Raw genomic sequence first — 12,101 nt, forward strand, 5'->3', positions numbered from 1 at the left:
ACCGCGGGATCGGCGCCGCCGGCGGGAGGCCCCCACCGGACGGCGCACGGTCTCAGCGCCGCCGGCGGGCCTTCTCCGCGCGACGCCGCTCGGCGCGGTTGACGCCCTCGTCGCCGTTCGGGGAGGCCCCGTTGCCGCGGGCCGGCACCTGGTGGCGGCCGGTGCGACCGGTGCCCGGGGCGGCCGCTCCGCCGTCACCGCGACGCGCGACCCCGCCGTCCTCACCCGGACCGCTGTACTGCAGGTTCTGCGGCGGGCTGGTGCGGAACAGGTTCGGCAGGACCACGGTGGACTCGGCGGGGTCCTCGGCCGGGACCCGGCGCACGACCGGGATCTCGGTCGTCTCCGGCTCGGCCTCCTGGACGGGGGCGGCCGGCTGCTGCACCTGGACGACGACGTTGAACAGGTGCCCGATCGTCTCCTCCTTGATGCCCTCGAGCATCGCGGAGAACATGTCGAATCCCTCGCGCTGGTACTCGATCACCGGGTCGCGCTGGGCCATCGCCCGCAGCCCGATGCCCTCCTTGAGGTAGTCCATCTCGTAGAGGTGCTCGCGCCACTTGCGGTCGATGACCTGCATCAGGACCTGGCGCTCGAGCTCGCGCATGCCGCCCTGCGGGCCGATGAGCGCGTCGATCTCGGCCTCACGTCGGGCGTAGGCGGCCTCGGCGTCGGCGAGGATGACCCGCTCGAGCTCCTCGGCCGACAGGTCGTCGATGTCCTCGGCGACGGTGCGCCAGTCGAGCTGGATCGGGTACAGACCCTTGAGCGCCGTCCACAGCTTCTCGAGGTCCCAGTCCTCGGAGTAGCCCTCGGCGGTGGCGCCGACGACGTAGGCGTGGATCACGTCCTCGAGCATGTTGCGGGTCTGGCGCTGCACGTCCTCGCCGTCGAGGACCCGGCGGCGCTCGTCGTAGATGACCTTGCGCTGCTGGTTGAGGACCTCGTCGTACTTGAGGACGTTCTTGCGGATCTCGAAGTTCTGCTGCTCGACCTGGGTCTGCGCGCTGCGGATCGCGCGGGTGACCATCCCCGCCTCGATCGGCACGTCGTCCGGCAGGTTGAACCGGTTCATGATCGACTCGACGACCTGGCCGTTGAAGCGGCGCATCAGCTCGTCGCCCAGGGACAGGTAGAAGCGGGACTCACCCGGGTCGCCCTGGCGGCCGGAGCGGCCGCGCAGCTGGTTGTCGATGCGCCGGGACTCGTGCCGCTCGGTGCCGAGCACGTAGAGACCACCCGCGGCGCGGACCTCGTCGGCCTCGGCCTTGACCTGCTTGCGCATGCGGTCGAGCACCGCGTCCCACGCGGCCTCGTACTGCTCACGGGTCTCGACCGGGTCCAGCCCCTGGCTGCGCAGCTCCAGGTCGGCGAGGAACTCGGGGTTGCCGCCGAGCATGATGTCGGTACCGCGGCCGGCCATGTTCGTCGCGACGGTGACGGCGCCCGCGTGCCCGGCCTGGGCGATGATCTGCGCCTCACGCGCGTGGTTCTTGGCGTTGAGCACCTCGTGCGGCACGCCGCGGCGCAGCAGCAGCTTCGACAGGTACTCGGACTTCTCGACGCTCGTCGTGCCGATCAGGACCGGCTGGCCCTTCTCGTGCTTCTCGGCGATGTCGTCGGCGACCGCCTCGAACTTCGCGGGCTCGGTCTTGTAGATCAGGTCGGACTGGTCGACGCGCACCCGCGGGCGGTTCGGCGGGATCGAGACGACCGACATCTTGTAGATCTCGTGCAGCTCGGCGGCCTCGGTCTGGGCCGTACCGGTCATGCCGGCGAGCTTGTCGTAGAGCCGGAAGAAGTTCTGCAGCGTGATCGTCGCCAGGGTCTGGTTCTCCGGCTTGATCTCGACGCCTTCCTTGGCCTCGATCGCCTGGTGCATGCCCTCGTTGTAGCGACGACCGGCGAGCACCCGGCCGGTGAACTCGTCGACGATCAGGACCTCACCGTCGTTGACGATGTAGTCCTTGTCCTTCTTGAACAGCTCCTTGGCCTTGACCGCGTTGTTGAGGTAGCCGACCAGCGGGGTGTTCGCGGACTCGTAGAGGTTGTCGATGCCGAGCTGGTCCTCGATCAGCGCGACACCCTCCTCGGTGATGCCGACGGTGCGCTTGCGCTCGTCGACCTCGTAGTGGATGTCCTTGGACAGCATCGGCGCGAGCCGCGCGAACTCCTGGTACCAGCGGGCGCTCTGCTCGGCCGGACCGGAGATGATCAGCGGGGTGCGGGCCTCGTCGATGAGGATCGAGTCCGCCTCGTCGACGATGGCGAAGTTGTGCCCGCGCTGGACCATGTCGGCGGTGTTCCACGCCATGTTGTCGCGCAGGTAGTCGAAGCCGAACTCGTTGTTCGTGCCGTAGGTGACGTCGCAGGCGTACTGCTCGCGGCGCTGCGCCGGGGTCATCTCCGACAGGATCACGCCCACGGTGAGACCCAGCCAGCGGTGGATGCGGCCCATGGTCTCGGAGTCGCGCTTGGCGAGGTAGTCGTTCGTGGTGACCACGTGCACGCCGTCGCCGGGCAGCGCGTTGAGGTAGACGGCCAGCGTCGAGGTCAGGGTCTTGCCCTCACCGGTGCCCATCTCGGCCACGTTGCCCATGTGCAGCGCGCCGGCACCCATCAGCTGCACGGTGAACGGGCGCTGGCCCAGCGTGCGCTGTGCGGCCTCGCGCACCGTGGCGAAGGCCTCGGGCAGCAGGTCGTCGAGCGACTCACCGTCGGCGCGGCGACGACGGAACTCGTCGGTCTTGGCGCGCAGCTGGGCGTCGGTGAGGCCCTCGAACTCGGGCTCCAGTCCGTCGATGTGCGCGGCGATCTTCGCGAGCCGCTTCACCAGCTTGGTCTCGCCGGCCCGGAGGAGTCGACTCAGGAAGGGCACTGCCGACCTCATTCACGTCGCGGTCAGGACACGGGGCCTCCCACCACGGTCTCCGCGCCGCGTCCCGGCGCCTCGGACGGCACCGGCGCGGCGCCGGCGCCGCGCGGCGGACCGACCCCGCCGACCATGGTACGGGCACCCGGGCGATGGCCCGCGCCGCGGCGGGGAGGCGTCTCCCGCCGCGGTACGGGGCACCGTCGGGCGCGGATGCTCAGCCGTCGAGCCGGATCACGCCGTAGTCGTAGCCGCGGCGGCGGTAGACGACCGAGGCACGGCCGGTCTCGCTGCAGGAGAACATGTAGAAGTCGTGGCCGACGAGCTCCATCCGCGACAGCGCCTCGTCGACGCTCATCGGCGTGGCCGGGTGGGACTTCTCGCGGACGATACGGCCGGGCCGGTACTCCGCCTCCCACTGCTCCTCGAGGCGGGCCAGCTCGTCGTCGGTCAGGGACTCGTCGTGGCTGCGCGGTGCGGGAATGGTGTCGGTCATCGGAGGAGCCGCTTCCATCAGCGCGACGGCCGAGGCGTCGGCGGCGGCGCGGGAGGCGGCGACGCGGTCGCGGCGGCTGGGCTTGCGACGGTCGTGGGAGCGGCGCAGCCGTTCGGCGAGCTTGCCGACGGCCAGGTCGAGTGCGGCGTAGAAGTCGGCGGCGGAGGCCTCGGCGCGGGCGACCGCTCCGCAGCCGCCACGTCCGGTGATCTCGACGCGCTGGCAGGACTTCTGCTGACGGCGGTTCGGCTCGTGGAAGAGCTCCACCTCCATTCCGACGATCTTGTGGTCGTGGCGCTCCAGGCGGCTCAACTTGTCCTGGACCAGGCCACGGAAGTGCTCCGGCACCTCGACGTTGCGGCCGGTGACGACGATCTCCACTCGAACATCCCTCGCTTCAGTCGTGCTGAACCCGGGACCCGACGACGGCCCCAGGGGGTGGGCTCGCGGTCGTTCCTCCTGATGTGGTAGCGGTCGGAGTTCGGCCGACGTTATCGGGAAATCTGCCTCCGGGACAGGTCGTTCGCCGACCCGTCGGGTGGACACCCTGGCGCCGACGGACGCGGTGTGCGACGACCCCGCGGCACCCGGGTGACCCACCGCCCCTGGGGTGACGCGCCCACCTCCCGATCGCGCGCCCGACGACCACAGTGGACCCCCGACAGGACCGGCACGCGACCGTCTCCGTATGTGACAGCCGTCACAATCAGCGGTTCGGTCGACGTCGCCGCGCCGAGGCGTCGGCGAGCACCACGGCGCCCACCGCGGGCAGCCCGGCCCCGGCGAGCACGGCCCCGCAGGCGCGCAGCGTCGCCCCGGAGGTCACGACGTCGTCGACCAGCAGCACCGCCTCCCCCGGGACCGCCGGAACCGGCTCGCGGCCGCGGGCCGGGTGCAGCGCCGAGGCCAGGTTCGCCGCCCGGCCCGCGCCGTCGAGCCCCACCGAGTCCCTGGCGCGGCGGTGCAGGGCCAGTACCGCGTCCGTGCGGGCCGGTAGCCCGGCCGCGGTCAGCAGCGGCACCAGCGCCCGGCACAGCCGCACCACGTGGTCACCGCCGCGGACCCGGGCCGCCGACGGCCGGGACGGTACGGGCACCAGGCGCACCGTGGTCGGGTCCGGCGTCCCGTCGGCCCGCGGCGCGAGCACCGCCGACACCGGTCCGACCAGCAGCCGGGCCAGGTCCGGCGCCAGGTCCCGCCGGCCGCGTTCCTTGTAGGCCAGCACCGCCCGGCGCAGCGGCCCGCGGTAGCGCCCGGCCGCCGCGACCCGGCCGGCGCGGGGTACCCGGACCGGCACCGGGCCCGGGGTGTCCTGCGCGCAGGCCGGGCACCAGCCCCCGCCACCGGGCGGCCCGGCACCGCAGCCGCCGCAGGTCCGGGGCAGCAGGAGGTCCAGCAGGGCGGCGGCCGGGGACGGGGCTCGGGTGGGGGTCACGGCACCGATACTCGCCCCGGCCACCGTCACCGCGGCGCCGCCGGAGCCCGCCGGAGGCGGGTTGTCCACATGCTCCGGAGTTGTCCACAGGCCAGCGGTCCGGTCACCGGGACGGCGTCAGCCGGGGTAGAACGGCTGGGTGGCCGCCCCGGTCCCGCCCACCTGCTGCCAGGCGTCGAACTCGCTGCCGGTGTAGCTCCACAGGCCGGTCCGGTCGGTCACGTACAGCGGGCGCCCCTCGGCGGCGGCCAGTGCCCGCAGCGGCGCGGTCAGGTTCGTCCCGGGGATCTGGTCCAGACGGAGCCCGTCGGCGCTCACCTCGGACATGGGGCGGTCGGAGTCGGAGGCGACCACGATCCGGTCCGCCGAGTGCCAGTCGACCGACACCACGTCGTCGAGGTCGCCGGGGCGCAGCCGGCGCAGCGGCCCGACGGCGACCTCGCCGGCCTCCAGCGGGACGATCGGGCCGACGAGCAGCGCACCGTCCGCGACGACGGCGATCCGGCCGCCCTCACGCGCCAGCGCGATGTCCCCGATCCGGCCCAGCGGCGCCAGCCTGCCCGCGTCCACCGCGCCCTCGACCGGTGGCCCGGTCCGCGGGACGAGGACCCGGCGCAGCCTGCCGTCCACGACCGCCCAGATCTCGTCGCCGGGCCCGTTCCAGCTCAGCGAGCGGACGTCCGCTCCGGACACCGGGGTGGCGGTCAGCTCGCCGCCCAGCGGGCCGGTGAGCAGCCGCTGGGTGCCCGTCGACTCCCGGGACACGACGGCGATCCGCCCGCTGCGCGCGGACGCGGCGGCCTCGGTGATGTCGAACGAGCCGTTCCCGGCCTGCCCGGCGACCGGCGAGCTGACGCCGGTCGCGCTGAGCTGGTGTACCCGGCCACCGTCGACGACGTAGGGGAAGGCGGGGGCCCGGCCCGGGCCGGCGACGAGGTCGGCCTGGTCCGCGGCGGCCACCGTCGGCCTGCCGGGGACCAGCGGCCCGCCGTCGGCCAGCAGCTCCACCCGCGGGACGCCCACCCCGCCGAGGGTCTGCGCGACCTGCGCGGCGAGCAGCTCCCGGTCCTGCACGGACAGCCCCGACACCCCGGTCAGGTCGATCGACGCGGTACCCGCCGCGGGGTCGGTGGTGGCCGACCGGATCCGGGCGGTCGCCGGGAACATCGTCACCGCGGCCCCGGCCAGACCGGTGGACGGCCCGCGCAGCAGGACGTCGACGGCGTCCATCGCGAGCTCGCCGGGACGCCCGCTGCGGATGTAGTGCCCGTCGGGGAGCAACATCCGGCGGACCGGGTCGACGAACCAGGCCTGCAGCTCCCTGTAGTACAGGCGGAAGTCCGCCAGCCGGACCATCACCCCGGGCGGCGGCCGGTCGATCCGCCAGTGCTCGCCCTCCCGGACGACCCCGACGTCGACCTCGACCCGCTGCGGCGAGGACTCGAACGCCCCGCCGGGCCCGACCGTCCCCAACCGGGTGCCCCGCACCCGCACCGTCATCCGGTCCGGGCCCGGGGTGCCGCCGTCCGGGGACACCACGGTGTCGAACCGGTCGTCCAGGACGGTCAGCGACGCCGCGTCGTCCCATCCCGACGCCGACGCCGTCAGGTAGCGGCGGGCCTGCGCGTGCCGGTCGTCGGGCGAGCCGGAACGGTAGACGAACCCGCGGACCAGGCCGAGCGGCTCGTCGTCCTCGATCGGGCCGCTCAGGTCCCGCTCGGCCGCCTGTTCGCCCTGGCGCAGCACTTGCACGTCGGACTGCTGGGGCACCGTCGCGCACCCGGCGACCACGGCGGCGACGACCGCCACGACCAGGGCCGCCCACGCGGGCCGGGCGGTCACCGGTCGCCACCCGGGTCGATGATGGCGCGCTCGGCGGGCTGCATCGGCGCGTGCTCCTCGGCCCGCAGCCGCCACAGGTCCTCCTCACGCAGCTCGCGGCCGATCCCCTGCGGCGGGGTCGGCACCGAGCTGCCGTTGCGCCGTTCCCCAGCATCCGCGGCCGGTGGGCCGAGCGGCAGCGGCGAGGCGGTGATGTGCCCGCCGACCTCGCGCGGCAGGGTCAGCCGGAACGCCGAGCCGTTGCCCGGCTCCCCCCAGGCCTGCAGCCAGCCGCCGTGCAGCCGGGCGTCCTCGATGCTGATCGACAGCCCGAGGCCGGTGCCGCCGCTGCGCCGGGCCCGCGACTCCTCGGCCCGCCAGAACCGGTTGAACACCAGGTCGGCCTCGCCGGGGCGCAGCCCGACGCCGTGGTCGCGCACGACCACGGCGACCGCGGCGTGGTCACCGGCCACCGTCACCTCCACCGGGCGGCCCTCGCCGTGGTCGATCGCGTTCGCGACGAGGTTGCGCACGATGCGCTCCACCCGGCGCGGGTCGGCCTCGATCAGCTCGCCGGCCGGCAGGTCCAGGACGAGGTCGGTGCCGGCGTCGGTGGCGATGCCGCGCACCGCGTCGGTCGCCCGCCGCACCACCGCGGACAGGTCGACCCGTTCGGCACCCAGCTCGGCCACGCCGGCGTCGAGCCGGGAGATCTCCAGCAGGTCGGCGAGCAGCTCCTCGAACCGGTCCAGCTCGGTGACCAGCAGCTCGGAGCTGCGGCGCAGCGCCGGGAGCAGCTCGTCGCGGGAGGCGTAGAGGACGTCGGCGGCCATCCGCACGGTGGTCAGCGGCGTGCGCAGCTCGTGACTCACGTCGGAGGTGAACCGCCGCTGCAACGCACCGAACTCCTCGAGCTGGGCGATCTGCGCGGCGAGGCTGCCCGCCATCTCGTTGTAGGACTCGGCGAGCCGGGCGACCTCGTCCTCGCCGCGGACGGCCATCCGCTCGTCCAGGTGTCCCCCCGCGAAGCGTTCGGCGACGTCGGCGGCGTGCCGGATCGGACGCACGACCTGCCGGGTGACGAGGCTGGCGATCGCGGCCAGCAGCACCAGCAGCACCAGCCCGCCGACGATCAGCGTGCTCTGCACCAGCCCGAGCGTCAGCTGCTCACCGTTGAGCGGGAACAGCAGGTAGAACTGCATCTCCCGGCCCGCGGTGGCGATCTTCTGCCCGATGACGAGGTTCGGGACGCCATCCACGGTCGTGTACTGGCGGTTCAGGCTGTCCAGCGACCCGCGGGCGGTGATGTCCTGCTGGCGCGCGGTGATCTGGCCGACGTCGCCCGCGGACACCTCCGGCCCGTTCGCCGATCCCGTGGTCAGCGCGGCGCTGAACTCCCCCGCCGACCCGGCCCGCCCGGGACCGGTGGTGTCGGTCAGCCGCTCCAGGGCGCTGTCCAGGGTCTCCTGCACGCCCTCGCGGTCCGGGTCGACGCTCGCCAGCTGCCCCTCCAGGACCTGCCGGTTCGCGTCCGACTGGGAGATCGCGGCGTCGAGCTTGCTCTGCAGCAGCCGTTCGGCGATCTCGCTCTGCAGCACCAGACCGAGCACCAGCACCACCGCCGACGACAGCGCCAGCGTCGAGGTGACCACCCGCAGCTGCAGCGACCGCCGCCAGGCCGCGGCGGTGAGCGCGCCCAGCTCGTGCGCCTGCACCCGCAGCGGGCCCAGCACGCGGGCGACCCGCCGGGCGCCGGGCAGCCGGGCCAGCCGGGTGCGGAGTCCGCGGCGGCCGGTCACCACGGCCGGTGCACCACCCACGGCGCGCCGGTCACGGAGGACCGGCCTTGTACCCCACCCCGCGGACGGTCAGGACCACCTCGGGGCGCTCCGGGTCGCGCTCGACCTTCGACCGGAGCCGCTGCACGTGCACGTTCACCAGCCGGGTGTCCGCCGCGTGCCGGTAGCCCCACACCTGCTCCAGCAGGACCTCGCGGGTGAACACCTGGCGCGGCTTGCGGGCCAGCGCCACCAGCAGGTCGAACTCCAGCGGGGTCAGCGCGATCGGCCGGCCCTCCCGGGTGACCTGGTGCGCGGGCACGTCGATGTCGATCTCGCCGATGGACAGCTGCTCGGCGGGCTCGGCGTCGTTGCGGCGGACCCTGGCCCGGATCCGCGCGACGAGCTCCTTGGGCTTGAACGGCTTCACGACGTAGTCGTCGGCACCGGACTCCAGGCCGAGCACGACGTCGACGGTGTCGCTCTTGGCCGTCAGCATGACGATCGGGACGCCGGACTCCGCCCGGATCGCCCGGCACACGTCGATGCCGTTCATGCCGGGCAGCATCAGGTCGAGCAGCACCACGTCCGGCTGGGTGTCCCGGACGGCGGGCAGCGCCCGCGTGCCGTCGGACACGACCGCTGTCTCGAACCCCTCGCCCCGCAGCACGATGGTGAGCATCTCGGCCAGGGCCGGGTCGTCGTCGACCACCAGTACGCGCGACTTCATGGACCCCACTATCCCAGTCGTCCGGTCAGGCCCCGTGCAGCAGGGCGGGAACCAGCGCCGATGGGGTGACGGCGGGGTCGTCGAGCACCGTCCACGGGCTCAGCCACGACCCGGCCGCGAGGGCCCGGTAGACGGCGTCGGTGCGGGCCTGCAGGCCGTCGTCGCTCTCGTAGGCGTCGCGGGCGCGGGCGGCGTCGGCGGCCGCCCGCGCCCGGGCGCGCTCGGCCGCGACCTCGCGCGGCGGGGCGAGCAGCAGCTGGTGGTCCGGGACCGGCAGGCCGAACCGGTCCATCTCCAGCGCCCGGACCCAGGCGACGACCTCGCCCGCGGCGTCCTGCCCGAGCCGGGCGGCGCTGTAGGCCGCGTTGGAGGCGACGTAGCGGTCGACGAGCACCACGTCGTGGGCGGCGAGCGCGTCGCGCAGGCCGGGGGCGGCCGCCCGCCGGTCGAGTGCGAACAGCACGGCCATCGCGTGCACCGAGGAGGCCAGGTCGCCCATCCGTCCGTAGAGCGCGTCGCGGGCCAGCTCCGCGTGCACGTCGTCGGCGTACCGGGGGAAGGCCAGCGTGGCGACCGAGGCGCCGCGCCCGCCCAGCTCGGCGACCAGCGCCGTGGTGAACGTGTGTTTGCCCGCGCCGTCGAGCCCCTCGACGACCACCAGTCTCCCCACGGCGGTCGAGCCTAGGGGTCAGGCGCCCAGGGTCGAGACCGTGGGCCAGCTCGTCGCGAAACCGGGGTGCAGCTCCAGCTCGCCCAGCCGGTCGGTACGCACCCAGCGCAGCTCGGTGCTCTCCGCGCCCCGTACTCGGACCGGCGGCGCGTCCGGTGTCCGCACGACGACGGTGGTGTAGCTCCAGCCGCCGTGGTCGTCGACGAACTCCCGCACCGGTGCCAGCCCGGCGACGTCGAGCGTGCTCTCCTCGGCCGCCTCGCGCAGCGCCGCCTGCACCGCGGACTCCCCCCGGTCCCGGGCACCGCCGGGGATCCCCCAGGTGCCGCCGTGGTGGCTCCAGGACGCCCGGTGCTGCAGCAGCACCCGGTCGACGCCCACCGGGTCGGCGTCGTCGTGGTGCCGCACGAGCAGCCCGGCCGCGCCGAACAGGCCCCAGTGCCGGTGCCCCAGGGCGCAGTGGACCCAGCCGTCACCCGACCCGGCCTCGATCGTCATCTCGACGGTGACCTCCTGGTACGCCGACGGCGCGGCGGCCCGGGAAGGGGCCGCCGCGCCGTCGGAGCGAGAAAACTGTACCGATGCGCGATCCGCGAGCTACTCGCTCAGTACCGATGCGCGATCCGCGAGCTACTCGCTCAGTACCGGTAGTGCTCGGGCTTGTACGGGCCCTCGACGTCCACGCCGATGTACTCGGCCTGGTCCTTGCTGAGCTTGGTCAGCTCACCACCGAGTGCCTGCACGTGGATCCGCGCGACCTTCTCGTCCAGGTGCTTCGGCAGCCGGTAGACGTCGTTGTTGTACTCCTCGTGCTTGGTGAACAGCTCGATCTGGGCGATCACCTGGTTGGAGAAGCTGTTGGACATCACGAACGAGGGGTGACCGGTCGCGTTGCCCAGGTTCATCAGCCGGCCCTCGGACAGCACGATGATGGAGTGCCCGTCCGGGAAGCTCCACTCGTCGACCTGGGGCTTGATGTTGATCTTCTTGATGCCCTCGACGCGGGACAGGCCCGCCATGTCGATCTCGTTGTCGAAGTGACCGACGTTGGCGACGATCGCCTGGTGCTTCATGCGCTTCATCAGGTCGACCGTGACGATGTCCTTGTTGCCCGTCGCGGTCACCACGATGTCGGCCTTCTCGATGACGTTCTCGAGGGTGTTGACCTCGTGGCCCTCGAGCAGCGCCTGCAGCGCGCAGATCGGGTCGACCTCGGCGACGATGACGCGCGCGCCCTGGCCGGCGAGCGCCTCGACCGAGCCCTTGCCGGTGTCGCCGTAGGCCGCGACGACCGCGACCTTGCCGCCGAGCAGCACGTCGGTGGCCCGGTTGAGGCCGTCGACCAGCGAGTGGCGGATGCCGTACTTGTTGTCGAACTTCGACTTGGTGACCGAGTCGTTGACGTTGATCGCCGGGAAGAGCAGCTCGCCGCGCTCGGCCAGCTGGTACAGCCGGTTGACGCCGGTGGTGGTCTCCTCGGTGACGCCGCGGATGTCGGAGTTGATCGTCGTCCAGCGCTGCGGGTCCTCGGCGAGGCTGCGGCGCAGGGTGTCGAACACGACCCGCTCCTCGTCGGAGACCGACAGGTCGTCGTCGGCGAAGCTCGGAACGACGCCGGTCTTCTCGAACTCGACGCCCTTGTGCACGAGCAGGGTGGCGTCGCCGCCGTCGTCGAGGATCATGTTCGGGCCGACGACGTTGCCGTCGGCGTCACGGAACTTGAACAGCTGCTCGGTGCACCACCAGTAGTCCTCCAGCGACTCGCCCTTCCAGGCGAACACCGGGACGCCCTTGGGCTCCTCGGGGGTGCCGTGCGGGCCGACGACGGTCGCGGCGGCCGCGTAGTCCTGGGTGGAGAAGATGTTGCAGGACACCCAGCGGACGTCGGCGCCGAGCGCGACGAGGGTCTCGATGAGGACCGCGGTCTGGGTGGTCATGTGCAGGGACCCGGCGATCCGGGCGCCCGACAGCGGCTTCGACTCGCCGTACTCCCGGCGCAGGTCCATCAGGCCCGGCATCTCGTTCTCGGCGAGCCGGATGTCCTTGCGGCCGTACTCCGCCTCGGAGATGTCGGCGATCGCGAAGTCCAGGCCGCCGGCGTGCTGCAGCTTCGGGTGATCGGTCATGGGGTGGGTGCGCCTCCTCAGGCGATCGAGTCGTACTCGTCGGCACGACGGGTGCGGTCCGACGGCGAGGAGGAGCGACGTGCACGGGGCACGGCGTCCTCCCTCCTCGTCGGAGACAGGCGCCCTTTCTCGTCCGTGCCGGCCGGGCCCGAGCGTGGCGGACGGACCGGTGA

General features: G+C 73.2%; 9 protein-coding genes. All 9 read right to left on the bottom strand.

Annotated elements, in window-relative coordinates; genetic code table 11:
* Window positions 1-52 precede the first annotated feature (52 nt).
* The 9 genes from secA to ahcY all read right to left on the bottom strand — a co-directional run bounded on the left by secA (window position 53) and on the right by ahcY (window position 11,928).
* Complete coding sequence (gene secA / locus KPL59_RS09355) at window positions 53-2,878, bottom strand: preprotein translocase subunit SecA (protein WP_226360573.1); 2,826 nt, start codon at window positions 2,876-2,878, stop codon at window positions 53-55.
* 211 nt (window positions 2,879-3,089) lie between these two features.
* Window positions 3,090-3,749 (bottom strand): ribosome hibernation-promoting factor, HPF/YfiA family, encoded by a 660-nt coding sequence (gene hpf, locus KPL59_RS09360; protein ID WP_020622735.1) that lies wholly within the window; start codon window positions 3,747-3,749, stop codon window positions 3,090-3,092.
* Between the two features lie 325 nt (window positions 3,750-4,074).
* Window positions 4,075-4,803: a ComF family protein gene (locus KPL59_RS09365; RefSeq protein WP_226360574.1), complete on the bottom strand. Its 729-nt coding sequence runs from the start codon at window positions 4,801-4,803 to the stop codon at window positions 4,075-4,077.
* Window positions 4,804-4,920: 117 nt separating this feature from the next.
* On the bottom strand, window positions 4,921-6,645 hold the full coding sequence (locus tag KPL59_RS09370) for an LpqB family beta-propeller domain-containing protein (protein WP_226360575.1): 1,725 nt from the start codon (window positions 6,643-6,645) through the stop codon (window positions 4,921-4,923).
* Window positions 6,642-8,423 carry an MtrAB system histidine kinase MtrB gene (mtrB, locus tag KPL59_RS09375; protein ID WP_374111615.1) on the bottom strand — a complete coding sequence of 594 codons (1,782 nt, stop codon included), beginning with the start codon at window positions 8,421-8,423 and terminating at the stop codon, window positions 6,642-6,644. The genes KPL59_RS09370 and mtrB overlap by 4 nt, the downstream gene beginning before the upstream one ends.
* Window positions 8,424-8,454: 31 nt before the next feature.
* Complete coding sequence (gene mtrA, locus KPL59_RS09380) at window positions 8,455-9,132, bottom strand: MtrAB system response regulator MtrA (protein ID WP_020622190.1); 678 nt, start codon at window positions 9,130-9,132, stop codon at window positions 8,455-8,457.
* Between the two features lie 25 nt (window positions 9,133-9,157).
* Complete coding sequence (locus KPL59_RS09385) at window positions 9,158-9,802, bottom strand: dTMP kinase (RefSeq protein ID WP_226360576.1); 645 nt, start codon at window positions 9,800-9,802, stop codon at window positions 9,158-9,160.
* Between the two features lie 18 nt (window positions 9,803-9,820).
* Window positions 9,821-10,300, bottom strand: coding sequence for an NUDIX hydrolase (locus KPL59_RS09390; protein WP_075310358.1), 480 nt, complete (start codon window positions 10,298-10,300; stop codon window positions 9,821-9,823).
* Between the two features lie 140 nt (window positions 10,301-10,440).
* Window positions 10,441-11,928, bottom strand: coding sequence for an adenosylhomocysteinase (ahcY, locus tag KPL59_RS09395; RefSeq protein ID WP_226360577.1), 1,488 nt, complete (start codon window positions 11,926-11,928; stop codon window positions 10,441-10,443).
* Between the last annotated feature and the right edge of the window lie 173 nt (window positions 11,929-12,101).

The sequence above is a fragment of the Pseudonocardia sp. ICBG1142 genome (assembly GCF_020496255.1).
Classification (GTDB): domain Bacteria; phylum Actinomycetota; class Actinomycetes; order Mycobacteriales; family Pseudonocardiaceae; genus Pseudonocardia.

Bases quoted from the DNA above. Each gene is read 5' to 3' on its own strand.
- mtrA (WP_020622190.1), bottom strand. From the start codon at position 9,132: ATGAAGTCGCGCGTACTGGTGGTCGACGACGACCCGGCCCTGGCCGAG.
- KPL59_RS09390 (WP_075310358.1), bottom strand. From the start codon at position 10,300: ATGACGATCGAGGCCGGGTCGGGTGACGGCTGGGTCCACTGCGCCCTG.
- ahcY (WP_226360577.1), bottom strand. From the start codon at position 11,928: ATGACCGATCACCCGAAGCTGCAGCACGCCGGCGGCCTGGACTTCGCG.